At 70.3% G+C, this 15,383-nt stretch carries 17 protein-coding genes; 9 read left to right on the top strand and 8 right to left on the bottom strand.

What is annotated here, in order from left to right:
* Nucleotides 1–152 precede the first annotated feature (152 nt).
* A complete protein-coding gene (locus tag NCCP_RS01500) occupies nucleotides 153–1,709 on the top strand; it encodes an aminopeptidase P family protein (protein ID WP_149955317.1) in 1,557 nt (518 codons plus the stop codon).
* Nucleotides 1,710–1,885: 176 nt separating this feature from the next.
* Here the strand turns inward: NCCP_RS01500 and NCCP_RS01495 are convergent, their stop codons facing one another.
* Entirely contained in the window at nucleotides 1,886–2,833 is a 948-nt protein-coding gene (locus NCCP_RS01495) for a YflT domain-containing protein (RefSeq protein ID WP_216364642.1), read from the bottom strand.
* Nucleotides 2,834–2,997: 164 nt separating this feature from the next.
* On the opposite strand from NCCP_RS01495, the gene NCCP_RS01490 reads away from it, so the two are divergent.
* The 3 genes from NCCP_RS01490 (at nucleotide 2,998) to NCCP_RS01480 (ending at nucleotide 6,293) form a co-directional block, all read left to right on the top strand.
* Nucleotides 2,998–4,284, top strand: coding sequence for a magnesium transporter MgtE N-terminal domain-containing protein (locus tag NCCP_RS01490; RefSeq protein WP_149955316.1), 1,287 nt, complete (start codon nucleotides 2,998–3,000; stop codon nucleotides 4,282–4,284).
* Complete coding sequence (locus NCCP_RS01485) at nucleotides 4,277–5,065, top strand: DUF1003 domain-containing protein (protein WP_149955315.1); 789 nt, start codon at nucleotides 4,277–4,279, stop codon at nucleotides 5,063–5,065. The genes NCCP_RS01490 and NCCP_RS01485 overlap by 8 nt, the downstream gene beginning before the upstream one ends.
* A 79-nt stretch (nucleotides 5,066–5,144) precedes the next feature.
* A complete protein-coding gene (locus tag NCCP_RS01480) occupies nucleotides 5,145–6,293 on the top strand; it encodes an Mrp/NBP35 family ATP-binding protein (RefSeq protein WP_149955529.1) in 1,149 nt (382 codons plus the stop codon).
* A 165-nt stretch (nucleotides 6,294–6,458) separates the two neighbouring features.
* On the opposite strand, the gene NCCP_RS01475 is transcribed toward NCCP_RS01480, so the two are convergent.
* The 3 genes from NCCP_RS01475 to sigE all read right to left on the bottom strand — a co-directional run bounded on the left by NCCP_RS01475 (nucleotide 6,459) and on the right by sigE (nucleotide 8,459).
* Complete coding sequence (locus tag NCCP_RS01475; protein ID WP_149955314.1) at nucleotides 6,459–6,842, bottom strand: sec-independent translocase; 384 nt, start codon at nucleotides 6,840–6,842, stop codon at nucleotides 6,459–6,461.
* A gap of 120 nt (nucleotides 6,843–6,962) precedes the next feature.
* Nucleotides 6,963–7,853 carry an anti-sigma factor family protein gene (locus NCCP_RS01470; protein ID WP_149955313.1) on the bottom strand — a complete coding sequence of 297 codons (891 nt, stop codon included), beginning with the start codon at nucleotides 7,851–7,853 and terminating at the stop codon, nucleotides 6,963–6,965.
* Between the two features lie 3 nt (nucleotides 7,854–7,856).
* The gene (gene sigE / locus NCCP_RS01465; RefSeq protein WP_216364641.1) at nucleotides 7,857–8,459 is read right to left on the bottom strand and encodes an RNA polymerase sigma factor SigE; all 603 of its coding nucleotides are present in this window, start codon (nucleotides 8,457–8,459) and stop codon (nucleotides 7,857–7,859) included.
* Between the two features lie 145 nt (nucleotides 8,460–8,604).
* Between sigE and NCCP_RS01460 the strand changes: the two genes are divergently transcribed.
* The gene (locus tag NCCP_RS01460; protein WP_149955312.1) at nucleotides 8,605–9,240 is read left to right on the top strand and encodes an O-methyltransferase; all 636 of its coding nucleotides are present in this window, start codon (nucleotides 8,605–8,607) and stop codon (nucleotides 9,238–9,240) included.
* Nucleotides 9,241–9,359: 119 nt separating this feature from the next.
* On the opposite strand, the gene NCCP_RS01455 is transcribed toward NCCP_RS01460, so the two are convergent.
* The 3 genes from NCCP_RS01455 to NCCP_RS01445 all read right to left on the bottom strand — a co-directional run bounded on the left by NCCP_RS01455 (nucleotide 9,360) and on the right by NCCP_RS01445 (nucleotide 10,762).
* Nucleotides 9,360–9,527: a DUF3117 domain-containing protein gene (locus NCCP_RS01455; RefSeq protein ID WP_149955311.1), complete on the bottom strand. Its 168-nt coding sequence runs from the start codon at nucleotides 9,525–9,527 to the stop codon at nucleotides 9,360–9,362.
* Between the two features lie 129 nt (nucleotides 9,528–9,656).
* Nucleotides 9,657–9,971, bottom strand: a complete 315-nt coding sequence (locus tag NCCP_RS01450) for a DivIVA domain-containing protein (RefSeq protein ID WP_149955310.1) — start codon at nucleotides 9,969–9,971, stop codon at nucleotides 9,657–9,659.
* 11 nt (nucleotides 9,972–9,982) lie between these two features.
* Nucleotides 9,983–10,762: an LOG family protein gene (locus NCCP_RS01445; protein ID WP_149955309.1), complete on the bottom strand. Its 780-nt coding sequence runs from the start codon at nucleotides 10,760–10,762 to the stop codon at nucleotides 9,983–9,985.
* 115 nt (nucleotides 10,763–10,877) lie between these two features.
* Between NCCP_RS01445 and NCCP_RS01440 the strand changes: the two genes are divergently transcribed.
* From NCCP_RS01440 to NCCP_RS01425, 4 genes are all read left to right on the top strand, one after another.
* A complete protein-coding gene (locus tag NCCP_RS01440; protein WP_172627252.1) occupies nucleotides 10,878–11,654 on the top strand; it encodes an amino acid ABC transporter ATP-binding protein in 777 nt (258 codons plus the stop codon).
* Nucleotides 11,655–11,701: 47 nt separating this feature from the next.
* Nucleotides 11,702–12,523 (top strand): glutamate ABC transporter substrate-binding protein, encoded by an 822-nt coding sequence (locus NCCP_RS01435; RefSeq protein WP_149955307.1) that lies wholly within the window; start codon nucleotides 11,702–11,704, stop codon nucleotides 12,521–12,523.
* Nucleotides 12,524–12,628: 105 nt separating this feature from the next.
* Nucleotides 12,629–13,306, top strand: a complete 678-nt coding sequence (locus NCCP_RS01430; protein ID WP_149955306.1) for an amino acid ABC transporter permease — start codon at nucleotides 12,629–12,631, stop codon at nucleotides 13,304–13,306.
* Nucleotides 13,303–14,211, top strand: a complete 909-nt coding sequence (locus NCCP_RS01425; protein WP_149955305.1) for an amino acid ABC transporter permease — start codon at nucleotides 13,303–13,305, stop codon at nucleotides 14,209–14,211. Before NCCP_RS01430 ends, NCCP_RS01425 begins: the two co-directional genes overlap by 4 nt.
* A 37-nt stretch (nucleotides 14,212–14,248) precedes the next feature.
* On the opposite strand, the gene dapE is transcribed toward NCCP_RS01425, so the two are convergent.
* Nucleotides 14,249–15,358 carry a succinyl-diaminopimelate desuccinylase gene (gene dapE / locus NCCP_RS01420; RefSeq protein ID WP_149955304.1) on the bottom strand — a complete coding sequence of 370 codons (1,110 nt, stop codon included), beginning with the start codon at nucleotides 15,356–15,358 and terminating at the stop codon, nucleotides 14,249–14,251.
* Between the last annotated feature and the right edge of the window lie 25 nt (nucleotides 15,359–15,383).

Genomic DNA, 15,383 nt, shown 5'->3' with positions numbered 1-15,383 from the left:
GGCGTAACGGTCGGGGCGCAGCCGGGGGCCGGTGCGGCCCTCTGGGCGGCCGGGACGGGCGTCGCTGGCGCCCGTCCCGCAGGGGCACGCCGCGGTGCCCCTGGCGGAAAGCCCATGGACCCCGAGGCCGCCTCTGCGAGAATGGAGGGGTGATGAGCGAACACACTGACACCCCCGGCAGCGGGCAGCCCCTCGAGGACCGCGTCAACAACCGGTCCCAAAAGCCGACGTCCAAGGCCTTCAAGGACTTCATGGCGTCCCACTGGGCCCAGGCCCCCACGCAGGCCCCGGCGCTGGACGCGGTGGCCCCCTACGCGGCCCGCCGCCGCCGCGCGCTTTCGGAGCGGTTCCCCGGCGAGCGCCTGGTGGTCCCGGCCGGACCGCTGAAGGTCCGTTCCAACGACACCGACTACCGCTTCCGCCCGCATTCGGCGTTCGCGCACCTGACCGGCCTGGGGCTGGACCACGAGCCCGAGGCGGTGCTGGTCCTGGAACCGACCGATCCGGGGGCCGGCGACGACGGAGGCCACCACGAGGCCACCCTCTATTTCCACCCGATGGCCGGACGCGACTCCGAGGAGTTCTACGCCAACGCCCGCAACGGCGAGTTCTGGATTGGCGCCCGCCCCACCCTGGCCGAGCTCAACGCCCGCCTCGGCCTCCGCACCGCGGACCTGAACGCGCTTGAGGTCGCGATCACCAAGGACGCCGGGGCCGTGGAATTCGGCGGCCTGCGCATCCGCCTGGTCCGCGACGTCGACCTGAACTGCGACGCCCTCGTGGACACCTCCCGCATCAACACCGGCGTGGACCTGGAACTCTCCGACGGCTTGGACGGCGAGCTGGCCGAGGCCCTCTCCGAGCTGCGCCTGGTCAAGGACGCGTGGGAGATTGAACAGATGCGCCTGTCTGTGGCCGCGACCGTCCGCGGCTTCCATGACGTGGTCAAGGCCCTCCCCCGCGCCATTGCCCACGACCGCGGCGAGCGCGTGGTCGAGGGCGCGTTCTTCGCCCGGGCCCGTGAGGAGGGCAACGACCTCGGTTACGACACCATCGCCGCGGCGGGCAACAACGCCACCGTGCTGCACTGGATCCGCAATAACGGAGCCGTGGTGCCGGGCGAGCTGCTGCTGCTCGATGCCGGCGTGGAGGCCGATTCGCTCTACACCGCCGACGTCACGCGCACCCTGCCGATCAGCGGCGGGTTCAGCGACGTCCAGCGCCGGATCTACCAGGCCGTGCTGGACGCGGCGGATGCGGCGTTCGCCGTGGCCAAGCCGGGCAACCGGTTCCGCGACCTGCACAAGGCCGCCGTCGAGGTCCTTGCCCGGCGCCTGGACGAGTGGGGCCTGCTGCCGGTTTCCCTCGAGGAGGCCCTCTCCGAGGACGGCCAGCACCACCGCCGCTGGATGCCCCACGGCACCAGCCACCACCTGGGGCTGGACGTGCACGACTGCGCGCAGGCCAAGCGCGACCTGTACCTGGACGGCGTGCTGGAGGAGGGCATGGTCTTCACGATCGAGCCCGGCCTGTACTTCAAGGCCGAGGACCTCGCCGTGCCCGAGGAGTACCGGGGTATCGGGGTGCGCATCGAGGACGACGTCCTGATCACCGCGCACGGCTGCGAAAACCTCACCTCCGCGCTGCCGCGCAGCCCGGAGGAGGTCGAGTCCTGGATGCGCGGAATCTACGCCGCCGAAGGCGAGTAGGCCCCACCCGGCCAAAGCGAAGCGCCCGTCCCTCCGTGAGGGGCGGGCGCTTCGCTTTGGCCCCACGGAGGGACGGGAAGTTCCCGAAGCGGCGGAGTTCCCGGAAACGGCGGAGTTCCCGGAAGCGGCTGGCCGGGGCCGGGCCTTTCAGGCCGCCGGTGCGCTTGCCGCCGGGCCTACTTGTTGGGGCGCTGGTCGGGGTGTTTGTCGGTGTGCCTGTCGGTGTGCCTGTCCGGGTGCGGTTCCGCGGACGGTTCGCCCCGTTCCGGGCCTGACTGGTCCCCGGTCCGGGACGGGTCCCCCACCGCGGACTGTTCTCCGTTCGGCGGCTGCTCTCCGTCCCGCGGCTGGTCTCCGTCCCGCGGCTGGTCTCCGTGCCGCGGCTGGGGAACCGCCTCCGGGGAGGCCTGGGGCGCGGCGGCCGGGGGCACGGCGGGCGGGGCGTCGATGCGGATGCCGAACTGCGGACGCCCGTCGGGAAGGTCACGGTAACCGCTGCTGCCGGGCCCCGGAGGGGACGGCTCCGCCCCAGCGGGCGGCACCGGGGAACCGGGGAACGGCGGCGGGCCGGCCGCCTGCGGCGGCGCCCAGGCCGGGGCGCTACGGTGGGCATCGACATGGCTCATCGGCAGCTTGGAGGCCATGGCCCGCGCGGCCGCGGCGTGCTCGAACGCGACCACGACGTCGTAACTGGTGGCCAACACCTGGCTGGAGGAGGCAAAGTCGCGCTTGCCCTTGCGGAAGGAATAACCGACCACCCCAAAGATCATCCAGATGGCCATGCCCAAGCCCACCGCGGACACCAGCTGCATGGGGTTGGAGGCCGAGGACCCGAAGATGCTCAGGATGAGTCCGACGAACAGGCCGAACATCGCTCCTTGGGCGGCGCCGGCGAGGGCGACCTTCGGGTAGCTCAGCTTGGCGGTGACGTGCTCGACCGTCTTGAGGTCGTTGCCGACGATCGTGACGCTGGCGACCGGGAAATCGTTGTCCGCAAGGTAGTCGACGACCTTCTGCGCGTCCAGGTAGGACTGGTAGCGCCCCAGCAGTTCGCCACGCGGCAGCCCGTTGGGCAGCCCTTTGGACGAGGCGGCGTTCGTTGGAGGACCGAATAGGGAGGACATGGGTCCATTGTGCCTTGCGGGAGCCCAATCGGGCGCCTCTTATCGCTGCGGGTGAACCGGACGGAGGCCGAGGCCGCGGGCGCGGCGGCACGCCCGCACGTGCCGCGGGATGCGCGGAAGGGAACGGCGGTGCCGGTCCTGCGGGCAGGCAGTAGCCTAGGGGGGTGAGCAGCTCTTCGAACAAGGTTTTCATTGCGCGCCTGCTCGGCCTTGACGTTTTCGACCCCTTGGGCGACCGGCTGGGCCGGCTGCGCGACGTCGTGGTCTTCGACCGGGGCCCTTCCAGGCCGGCGCAATGCGTCGGCATCGTGGTGGAGGTCCCCGGCCGGAAGCGCGTGTTCGTACCCATGACCCGCATCCAGGCCATGGAACCCAGCCAGATTATCTGCTCCGGGCTGGTCAACCTGCGCCGCTTCCAGCAGCGCGGGGCGGAATCGCTGGCGGCGGCCGAACTGTTCGACCGCCGCGTGTCCTTCAAGGACGGCAGCGGCAACGGCGTCGTGGAGGACATCGGCCTGGAGCGCCAGCGCAACGGCGACTGGACGGTGGCCGAATACTTCGTGCGCCGCGGCGAGCCCGGCGGTTTCCGCGCGCTGCGCCGGCTGGCCCGGGGCGAACGCGTGCTGGTGCGCTGGGACGAGGTCGTGCGCGGGCAAACGCAGGAGCCGCAGGCGGCCACCCAGTTCGTGGCCGCCAACGAGGAGCTCAAGCCCGCGGACTTCGCCGAGGCCCTGCACGAGATGAGCGACAAGCGCCGCGTGGAGGTCGCCACCGAACTCCAGGACGACCGCCTCGCCGACGTGCTTCCCGAGCTTCCCGACGACGAGCAGGTGCAGATCCTCTCCTCGCTGGATATGGAGCGCGCCGCCGACGTCCTCGAGGAGATGGACCCGGACGACGCCGCCGACCTGCTCGCCGAGCTCAGCCACGAGCAGCAGGAAGCCCTGCTGGAGCTGATGGAGCCGGACGAGGCCAACGACGTGCGGCGCCTGCTTGAATACGAGGAGAACACGGCCGGATCGATGATGACCCCGGTGCCGGTGATCCTGCCTCCGGAGGCGACCGTCGCCGAGGCCCTGGCCTCGGTGCGGCGCGAGGAGCTCAGCCCGGCGCTGGCCTCGACCGTGTTCGTCTGCCGTCCGCCCCTGGAGACCCCCACCGGACGCTACCTGGGCGTGGTGCACATCCAGGCCCTGTTGCGCTGCGCCCCGCCCGAGGCCCTGGGCTCGATCCTGGACTCGGACCTGGAGCCGGTTTCCGACCTTGCCGATATCAGCGAGGTTTCCCGGCGGCTGGCCACCTACAACCTGACGTCCCTGCCGGTGGTCAACCACGCGGGCCGGCTGGTGGGTGCGGTGACGGTGGACGACGTCCTGGACCATCTCCTGCCGGAGGACTGGCGCACGCATGACGGCGACGACAAGCTGACGGGAGGCCGTGCACATGGCTGACAAGACCACCAGGCACAGCGCCTCCTCCTCGGCGTCGGGCTTGGACACGCCACTGAGCGCAAAGGACCGGTTCTGGCCGCGCTTCTCCCCCAACCCGGACCTGTTTGGCTCGGCCACGGAAAAGTTCGCCCGTTTCATGGGAACCCCCGCGTTCCTGTTGTGGATGACGGTCTTCTGCGTGGCCTGGCTCGCCTGGAACACGTGGGGCCCCGAGCAGTACCGTTTCGACAGCGCCGTGCTGGGCTTCACCGCGCTGACCCTGATGCTCTCGCTGCAGGCCTCCTACGCCGCTCCCCTGCTGCTTCTGGCGCAGAACCGCCAGGACGACCGTGACCGCGTCTCCCTGACGGAGGACCGGAACCGGGCGGAACGGAACCTGCACGACACCGAATACCTCACCCGCGAGCTGGCCGCGCTGCGCATCGCCCTGCGCGACGTCGCCACGCGCGACTACGTGCGCAGCGAACTGCGCTCGGCGCTGGAGGAGCTGCTCGAGGCGAACGACGGCGAGGAGATCCGCCTGCGCGGCCGGGCTCCGCGCAAGCGCGAAAAGGTTTCCGAGGCGACCACCCAGCTTACCCAGGTGTCCCGCAAGGCGGACTACGCCGGCCGCAAGCCCAGCGGGTCCGGCAAGCGGGCCGCCGCCCCCGGAAAGCACACAGCGGATCCAACGGCAGGGGTGGGCCCCGGCGCCGGGACGGGACCCGGCGTCCGCCCGGACTCCACGACCCCCAGGGCAGGCGAGATGAGGGATGATGCCCCGAGGCAATCCGATGCCTGAGGACTCCGCCCTGGACCCCGCCGCATCCAACCCCACACCATCCAATCCCACCCCCTCCCCTGCCACCGCGTCCAGTCCCATGGCGTCCAATCCCTCCGGTGAGGACCTTGCCGGACGGGTGCGCGCGGCGCTGGCCGCCGTGCAGGACCCGGAGTTGCGCCGCCCCATCACCGAGCTGGGCATGGTCGACGCCGTCGCCGTCGCGGCCGACGGCACTGCCACCGTCCGGGTGCTGCTGACCGTGTCCGGCTGCCCGCTGCGCACCACGATCGTCGACGACGTCACGGCCGCGGCCGGGACGGTGGAGGGCGTCGGAGCGGTGCGGGTGGACGTGGGTGTGATGACCCCCGAACAGCGTGCACAGCTGAAAGAGGGCCTGCGCACGCGCGCCGTTCCGTTCGGCGCCCCGGGATCGCTGACTCGCGTGATCGGCGTGGCCAGCGGCAAGGGCGGTGTCGGAAAGTCCAGCCTGACGGTGAACCTCGCCTGCGCCATGGCCGCGGACGGGTTGCGCGTGGGCATCATCGACGCCGATGTGCTGGGCTTCTCCGTCCCCGGCCTGATGGGTATCACCCAGGCCCCGACGCGGGTGGACGAGATGATCCTGCCTCCGGTGGCCTACGGGGTGAAGGTGATCTCGATCGGCATGTTCGTCCAGGGCAACCAGCCGGTTATCTGGCGCGGGCCCATGCTGCACCGGGCCCTGGAGCAGTTCCTGACGGACGTTCACTTTGGGGACCTGGACGTGCTGCTGCTGGATCTGCCCCCGGGCACCGGCGACGTGGCCATCTCCATGTCCCAACTGCTGCCCGGCTCGAGCCTGCTGGTGGTCACCACGCCGCAGTCGGCCGCCGCCGAGGTGGCTGTGCGCGCCGGTTCGGTGGCCACCCAGACCGGCCAGGAGGTCCTGGGCGTCGTGGAGAACATGTCCTGGCTTGAGCTGCCCGACGGCACCCGGATGGAGCCTTTCGGCTCCGGGGGCGGTGCCCGCCTGGCTGCCCGGCTCTCCGAGATCCTGGGCACCCCCGTCCCCCTGCTGGGAAGCATCCCGCTGGAGCCGCGGTTGCGGGAGGGCGGGGATGACGGCGTGCCGATCGTCGTGTCCGCCCCGGACTCGGCGGCCGCGGCGGAACTGCGCGCGATTGCCCGTACGCTCGCCAGCCGTCCCCGCGGCCTGGCCGGCCTGCCGCTGGGCATCACCCCGACGCGCCCGGACCCGGCCCCCTAAAACGCGGAGCACAAGAACGGGAGGGGTACCGGCATGCAGCCCGGGCCGGACGGAAAACGCCGCCGCTCCCCTCAGGGAGCGGCGGCGTTCGCAGGCCAGGGGGCGCGTGCCGCTGGATCAGGTGGCCCCGGAGTCAGGTGGCCGCAGAGTCAGGTGGCCTCAGAGTCAGGTGGCCTCAGAGTCGAAGGGCGGCGCTTCGCCGGGCTCCAGCTGCCGCTCGGCCTGCCGGCGGGCGGGGACCCGCGGGGCCACCGCCGGCTGGGGGCTTTCCTTCGCGGCGGAGACGGCGTCGTCGAAGTCGTCCAGCAGCGCTTCCTTGATGATTTTGCGCGGGTCGTACTGCCGCGGGTCGAGCTTGCGCCAGTCAATGTCCGCGATCTCGTCGCCGACTTCCTCGCGCAGCTGCTCCTTGGCGCCGGCTGCCATGCGGCGCACTTCCTTGACCAGCCGCGCAAGCTGCTGGGCATACGCCGGCAGCTTGTCGGGTCCCAAAATCAGGACCGCGAGCACGGCGAGCACCAGGAACTCGCCACCGTTAATTCCAAACACGTTATGAGAGTACCTGCTCGCCGCGTGCGCCCGGCATTCGCCGTACCGGATGGCCGGTGCGCCGGGCGCTGTTTCGGACCGGCGCACCGGGAGCGGCGGCTCCGTGTCCTGCCGCCGGTGTCACTGCTCGATGTCCACAACCGTGAGCTTGGCCAGCCCGCGGCCGATGCGTTCCAGCGGGGGTTGTTCCTCCAGGCCCCGGGCGTCCAGCCGAGCGTGTTCGGTCACCACGATCCGGCGCAGCAGGGCCCGGGTCCTGCCCTTGTCCAGCGTCGAGGCGACCTCGTACTCGGCGGATTCCATGACCAGGACCGAATGCCCGTCCGCGCCGGTCTCGACGGTAGCGACCTCGCTGGCGGCGTTCAGCGCCATGCTCGGGGTCCCGGAGGACGCGGTCCCGGCGGTGGCCGGATCCCGGCGCCGCTCCGTCACCACGGCGGTGCCCCCCGGCCCGGCCAGCTCCAGGGTCAGCTCCGGCACACCCTCCACCACGGCGCCCCGGGCGCCGGTCAGGGCCAGGCCGAAGGCGGCGAACTGCGGGCAGTTCCAGCCGGCCTCGCGCAGCCGCTGCAGGTCTTCTTCCTTGAGCGGGATGCCTGCCTCGGTCCAGCCTCCGGCCACGGAGGTTGCAGAAGCCGCGCGCCCGCCCTCCGGCTCGCCCAGCACCCACGCCACTCCGGCGGTCGCGGTGACCGAGCCGATCGCCAGGGCACAGGCCAGCGCCGGCAGCAGGGAGCGCCAGCGCGCGGACGGGGGCTGCGCCGGTTCGCCTGCCCCCGCGGCGCCGAACTCCGAGGTCCGCACCAAGCGGTTGAGCAGCTCCGCCCCGGGGGCGGGAGCGGAACCCCGGGAGGCCGAAAGAGCGTCAAGCCGCCGCATGAGCCGCCGCCCGTCCTGGACCAGGACGCCGCAGCTGTGGCAGCGCCGCAGGTGCTCCTCGAAGACGCTCCTGCGTGCTTCGGGAAGCTCCCCGTCCAGGTACGCGTCGACCCAACGCCGATAGCGGTGCATGCGCTAGTGGGCCTGCGGAAGGGCCCGCCCCGCCTTGGGCAGGGACACCGTCAGGCGTGCGGGGTTGCGGTGGGCGAGCTTCTCGCGCAGCAGGGACCGGCCGCGGTGGATGCGCGAGCGGACGGTTCCGAGCTTCACGCCCAGCACGGCTGAGACTTCCTCGTAGGACAGTCCCTCGAGGTCGCACAGCACCACGGCGGCGCGGAAGTCCGGCGGCAGGTCCTCGAGGGCGCGCTGGACGTCCACGTCCAGGTTGTTAAACTCGAAGCTGCGTTCTGGGCCGGGGTCGGTTCCCGGAACGCGGGCCTCCGCGTCCTCGGCGAACGCATCGAACCGGATGCGGGTGCGCCGCCGCGCCTGGTCCAGGAACAGGTTGGTGGTGATCCGGTGGATCCAGCCGTCGATGGTTCCGGGCGTGAAGTTGTGCAGCGACCTGAAAACCCGGACGAACGTTTCCTGGGTGAGGTCTTCGGCGTCCGGCCGGTTGCCGGTGAGCCGGTAGGCCAGGCGGTAGACCTTGGGCGAATGCCGTTCCACAATTTCATCCCAGCCGGGCACGGCGCCGGCCGGGTCGGCGGGAACTGGAGTGCTGGATTGGGCGTTCACGTCCCCAATTTTGGCGGACCAGTCTGTGAACAAGCTGAACAGCCGCTCGGCGGTTCCCCCATCTCCCTTCCCCCCGGCCACTAGGATGGGAACGGGTCCCCGAGCCCGTTCCCTCCCCTCGATCCCGAAGGAACCCGCCCCAGCCATGAGCGCCGACAAGCAAAGCAGCTGGTCCTACACCGAAGCCTTGCCCGAGGAGGACGAGGTCCTGTTGCGCGCGCGCGAACGCGGGCACGAACTGGGGGTGCTGCCGGTGGGTGCCGGAACCGCGGCGCTGCTCACGGTCCTGGCGGCGTCCTCGCAGGCGCGCACCGCCGTGGAAGTCGGCTCCGGGGTGGGCGTCTCCGGGGTCAGCCTGCTCCGCGGGCTGGGACCCCGTTCGGTCCTGACCACCATCGACATCGACGTGGACCACCTGCACGCGGCCCGCGAGGCCTACCTGGAGGCCGGCATCGCGGCCAACCGCACCCGCACCATCGCCGGGCGGGCCCAGGACGTGCTGCCGCGGCTGACCGACGCCGCCTACGACCTGGTGTTCATTGACGCGGATAAGGCCAACCTGGTGCGCTACGTGGAGCAGGGAGCCCGGTTGCTGCGCCGTGGCGGAACGCTGCTGGTCCACGACGCCCTCGACCAGGACCGGGTCCCGCAGCCGGCCATTCGCCGGCCCACCACGGTGGCGGCCCGGATGGTCCTGCGGATGCTGCGCGACCGGGACGACTTCGTCACCGCCACGGTCCCCACCGGCACCGGGCTGCTGCTGGCCACCAAGGTCCGCTAGCGCGGGACAGCCCCTGCCGCCCCGGCCACCGCACGCGGAAGGCCCGGGAGCAACCGCCCCCGGGCCTTCGGAAACACCTTGGCGCTTCTAGTCCTTGGCGCCTTTAGTCCTTGGCGCCTCTACTCCGTGACGCCCACGAGGCATTCGCGCAGCTGCGCGGCCTCATCCGCATTCAGTTCGACCACGAGGCGGCCGCCACCGTCGATCGGTACGCGCATGATCAGGCTACGGCCTTCCTTGGTGACCTCCATGGGGCCATCCCCGGTACGCGGTTTCATCGCAGCCATTGGCGCAGTGTCCCTTCCCTCTGTGAAGCGGAGCGGGCCCCGCTGGTCGGTCTCGAGCAGCATCCCCGCAAGTGGGAATGCGTTCAGCTTGCACTTCACATTATCCCGGAGTTTCGCGCGTGCCGCTAATCACACGCCGGTTCCGCGCGTCGCCAGTTCCGCATGAAGGCGTTCGATCTCCCCGCCCAGCACCCCGAGCACCTCGTCGACCTGGTCCGCACGGTACCCGCGCAACCCCACCGCAAAGCGGACTTTCTCGATGTCCGACGCCCTCGGGCGGGCGGGCAGCAGGACCGGCGGCAGCGACGGGACCGGCTCCACCAGGCCAACCAGCAGGCCGCGGCCGGCATCTTCGGGCACCGCGGCGGTGCGCCGCCTTCCGGACAGGGCAAAGACGGTTCCGCCCAGCACGAGGACCGCGACGAAGAGCAGGCCGATTTCCACCGTGCCCTCTCCTACGGGTTGTGGTGGTGGGCGGCGCCCTCCGCCACGATGCGCACCGCTTCGGCCGGGTCGTCCGTGATCCGGATCAGGTCGACGTCGGAGGGCGAAATGGTCCCCTCCCCGACCAGCGTGGTCCGGATCCACTCCAGCAGCGGTCCCCAGTAGTCGGTGCCGACCAGGACGATCGGGAAGCTGGTGACCTTCTGCGTCTGGACCAGGGTGAGCGCCTCGAAGAACTCGTCCAGGGTGCCGAACCCGCCGGGCAGGACGACGAAACCCTGCGAATACTTCACGAACATTGTCTTGCGGGCAAAGAAGTACCGGAAGTTGATCCCGATATCGACCCACTCGTTCATGCCGGTCTCGAAGGGCAGTTCGATGCCCAGGCCCACCGAGGTTCCCCCGCCCTTGAAGGCACCCTTGTTGGCCGCTTCCATGGCTCCCGGACCGCCTCCGGTGATGACGGCGAACCCGGCCTCGACCAGCCGCTTGCCGATCTCCTGCGCCTGCCGGTAGCGCGGCGACTGGCGCTCGGCCCGGGCGGAGCCGAACACGCTCACCGCCGGGCCCAGGTCGGCCAGCGTCCCGAACCCTTCCACGAACTCGGCCTGGATGCGCAGCACCCGCCACGGGTCGGTGTGGGTGAAGTCCTTGAACTCCTTGGTGTCCAGCAGGTAGCTGTCAGCCTGCGGCGCCCTGGCCCGGCTGCGGCGCAGGACCACCGACCCTTTGGGCCGGCCATGGCTCGGGACGGGCTCTTCGAAAGGTTCGGTGTCATCTTGGCGTAGCATGCACACAGCCTAGTCCTCCTCGGTGCTCCCGCAACCGGCTTTTTCCCGTATCAAGAATTTGTGTTGTCCCCGGGGACCCCTTGTGAAAGCGCCGATGATGGCTAAGGGTCGGACTATGAGCACAGAACCCCAAACCGGCGGACGGGTCGCGGACGGGTCGCCGGTCGTCCGGTTGGCGAACGTCAACAAGCACTACGGCCCCCTGCATGTCCTCAAGGACATCAACCTCGAAGTTGCCAAGGGTGAGGTGGTGGTGGTCCTGGGCCCCTCCGGCTCGGGCAAGTCCACGCTCTGCCGGGCCATCAACCGCCTGGAGACCATCGACTCGGGCGAGATCTACATCGACGGCAAGAAGCTGCCCGCAGAGGGCAAGGAACTGGCCCGGCTCCGGGCCGACGTCGGCATGGTCTTCCAGTCGTTCAACCTGTTTGCCCACAAGTCGATCCTCGACAACGTCACGCTGGGTCCGATCAAGGTCAAGGGCCTGCCGAAGGATGAGGCCCGCAAGCAGGCCCTGGTGCTGCTTGAGCGGGTCGGGGTGGCCAACCAGAAGGACAAGCTGCCCGCCCAGCTCTCCGGCGGCCAGCAGCAGCGCGTCGCCATTGCCCGGGCCCTGGCGATGGCGCCCAAGGTAATGCTCTTCGACGAACCCACCTCGGCCCTGGACCCGGAGATGATCAACGAGGTCCTGGACACCATGATCACGCTGGCCAAGGAGGGCATGACGATGATCGTCGTCACCCATGAGATGGGCTTCGCGCGCAAGGCAGCGGACCGCGTCGTGTTCATGGACGCCGGGCAGATCGTCGAACAGGCCGCCCCGGAAACGTTCTTCACCAACCCGCGAAGCGACCGCGCCAGGGACTTCCTCAGCAAGCTGATCACTCACTAGCACCGCGGCCCGGCCGACCTGGCGGGGCCACAACCGAAGGAGAACACATGCGTCACCCACGCATCGCACTCGCCGGCATGGCGGCGGTCGCCGCCCTCGCGCTCACCGCCTGCGGCGGAGGAGGGGGATCCGGGGAACCGTCGGACACGATCAGGATCGGCATCAAGTTCGACCAGCCCGGGCTGGGGTTCAAGAGCGGCGACACCTACACGGGCTTCGACGTCGACGTGGCCAAGTACGTGGCCAATGAGCTCGGATTCCCCGAGGACAAGATCGAGTGGGTCTCCACCCCGTCGGCGAACCGCGAAACGGCCCTGCAGAACAACCAGGTGGACATGATCTTCGCGACTTACTCAATCACCGACACGCGCAAGCAGTCCGTGGCGTTCGCCGGGCCCTACTTCGTTGCCGGGCAGGACCTGCTGGTGCCCATGGACAGCGACATCGCCGGCCCCGAGGACCTCAACGGGAAGACCCTCTGCTCGGTCACCGGCTCCACCTCCGCCCAGAAGGTGAAGGATACCTACGCCGCTTCCGTGAACCTGCAGGAGCTTCCCGGGTACGCCGAGTGCGTGACCGCCATGGAGGGCGGCGCCATCGATGCGGTGACCACCGATGACATCATCCTCGCGGGCCTGGCCGCGCAGCCGGCCTACCAGGGCAAGTTCAAGGTCGTGGGGGCGCCGTTCAGCGAGGAGCGCTACGGCGTGGGGCTGAACAAGGACTCCGACCGGTGCGAGGCCATCAACACCGCCATCGGCAAGATGATCAGCTCCGGGGAGTGGGAGAAGGCCCTGACCAAGAACACCGAAGGGACCGGCTACACCCCCAGCGACCTGAACCCGCCGGCCCAGGATCCGTGCGCCTAGCGGCGACTGCCGACCTCCGCCACGGCACTCCGCGGGGCCCCCGCCGGGGGCCCCGCGGCCTCCATCGACCAGGGTGCGCACCGCCCCCGACAATCGAGGCAGACCATGGACAACTACCTGTCCCTTTTCACCGAATACAACATCGCGGCGGCGTTTTGGGTCAACATCCAACTGACCTTCTGGGCCGCGCTGATCTCGCTTGCCATCGGCACGGTGCTCGCCCTGATGCGCATCTCCCCGGTGCCCAGCTTCGAGGCCATCGGCGCCGCCTACGTGACCATCTTCCGCAACACCCCGCTGACCATCATCATCCTTTTCGGGGTGCTGGCGCTGTTCAACCAGTTGGGGTTCACGCTCAGCCCCAACTTCAACGAGAACTTCTTCCGGATGGCCGTGATGGGCCTGGCGATCTACCACGCCGCCTTCGTCTGCGAGGCGATCCGCTCGGGCGTCAACACGGTTCCGGTGGGCCAGGCCGAAGCGGCCCGGGCCATCGGCCTCGGGTTCCTGCCCGCGGCCCGGTTGATCATCCTGCCGCAGGCGTTCCGCGGCGCGGTCGTGCCGCTGGGCAACGTGCTGATCGCGCTGATCAAGAACACCACGGTTGCCAGCGTCGGCTCGGTGGCCGTGGAGGCCTCCTCGGTCATGAAGACGGCCCTGGAGTTCCGCGGGGACATCATCATCCCGATCTTCCTCACCTTTGCGCTGGGCTTCGTACTCATCGTCATCCCGGTCGGCCTGCTGACCACGTGGCTTTCCAGGAAAATGGCGGTGGCCCGATGAGCGCGTCCGTACTGTTCGACGCCCCCGGCCCCAAGGGCCGCCGCCGGATCCTGATCGCCAACGTGGTGGGCGCCCTCATCATCGCCTGGCTCATTTTCCTGGTCGTTTCGGGCCTGGCGGGCAAGGGCCAGATGAGCCCGGACAAGTGGGCCCCGCTGTTCACCTCCAACGCGTGGACCAATTTCTTCCTGCCGGGCCTGACCAACACGCTGAAGGCCGCGGCGGTGTCGATCGTGCTGTCCGTGGCGTTCGGCCTGATCTTCGGCCTCGGCCGGCTCTCCGAGCACAAGGCCTGGAACTGGACCTCCGCGGTGGTCGTCGAGTTCTTCCGCGCCGTGCCGGTGCTGCTGATGATGGTCTTCTTCAACATCTTCTTCGCCCGCTCGGGCCTGGTGCCCGGCAGCGAGGCCCCGTTCTGGGCCGTGGTGGTCGCGCTGACCCTCTACAACGGGTCCGTGGTTGCGGAGCTGGTCCGTTCCGGGGTCCACAACCTGCCCAAGGGCCAGCGGGAGGCCGGCATCGCGATTGGCCTCACCCACAGCCAGTCACTGCGCCTGGTGGAGGTTCCGCAGGCCCTGGTATCCATGCTGCCGGCGCTGATCGGCCAGTGCGTGGTCATCCTGAAGGACTCGGCGCTGGGCTACATCATCGGCTACACGGAGTTCCTGTTCTACTCGCGCACCTTCGGCGCGGCCAACGCGAACACGCTGCAGGGACTGCTGCTGGCCGCGGCCGTGTTCATCCTCATCAACTACACGCTGACCAAGCTGGCCGAATGGGTCTCGCGCCGGCTCGGCAGCCGCGGGCCGCGGCGCACCACGCCCGGGGAGCCGGCCGCCGTCGGACTGCCGGTGGGCCTGCCCGGTCTCCCGGACACCGACGCCGACGCCGGCCCCCGGCGCTAGCCCCGCCCGCCTGCTGCAGGCGGGCGGGGCCGGCAGCCTAGGCGGCGAGCCAGCGGAGCAGCGCGTCCAGGCAGTCGCGGACCGCCTGCGCGGGGACATGCTCGTTGTCGGTGTGGGCCAGCAACGCGTCCCCGGGGCCGAAGTTCACCGCCGGAATACCCAGCTCGGAGAAGCGGGCCACATCGGTCCAGCCGTACTTGGGCTTCGGGGCGGCCCCCACCGCCGCCACGAAGGCGGCCGCGGCGGGGTGGTTCAGCCCCGGGCGGGCTCCGGGGGCCCCATCGGTACGCACGATCTCGAAGCCCTCCAGCAGCGCGCGCACGTACTCCTCGGCCTCGGCCAGCGTCTTGTCCGGGGCGAACCGGTAGTTGATCTCCACCTCGCAGGCGTCCGGGATGACGTTGCCGGCAATGCCGCCGCTGATGCGTACCGCGTTGAGCGACTCGCGGTACTCGAGCCCGTCCACGGACACGGTTGCGGGCTCGTGCGCGGCAAGGCGGGCCAGCACGGGGGCCGCGGCATGGATCGCGTTCGATCCCATCCAGGCGCGGGCCGAATGCGCCGCCAGCCCGCGGGTGGTGACGCGGAAGCGGCTGGTTCCGTTACAGCCGCCCTCGACGGTGCCGTCCGTGGGTTCAAGCAGGATCGCAAAGTCCCCCCCGAGCAGCTCGGGGCTGTTGCGGACCAGCCGGCCCAGCCCCGACTTGGACCCCTCGACCTCCTCGTGGTCGTAGAAGACGAAAGTCAGGTCGCGGGTGGGGGCAGTCAGCGCGGCGGCCAGCGCCAGCTGCACGGCGACCCCGCCCTTCATGTCGGTGGCCCCGCGCCCGTACAGGATCTCGCCGTCCCACTGCGAGGGCACGGTGCCGCGGGAGCCGGGAGCGCTCGGCAGCGGGACGGTGTCCAGGTGGCCGGCCAGGATCACGCGCTCGGCGCGACCCAGCTCGGTGCGCGCGACAATCGAGTCGCCGTCGCGGTGCACGCTCAGGTGCGGCAGCGCCCGCAGGGCGTCCTCGACCAGGTCGGCGAGGACACGCTCGTTGCCTGAGACGGAATCGACGTCGATCAGCGCGGCGGCGAGCGCGGCGACGTCGCCCGCCAGGTCGAGCGGGGCGGGGACGGAGGGCACGGGGAAGGCGGAAGTCACCCGCCCAGCCTAGCCGCCGAGGGCC

This window comes from Zafaria cholistanensis, from assembly GCF_008580665.1.
GTDB classification, from domain to species: domain Bacteria; phylum Actinomycetota; class Actinomycetes; order Actinomycetales; family Micrococcaceae; genus Zafaria; species Zafaria cholistanensis.
The sequence above is the reverse complement of the archived record's forward strand: the minus strand, read 5'-3'. Positions and strand labels throughout refer to the sequence as shown.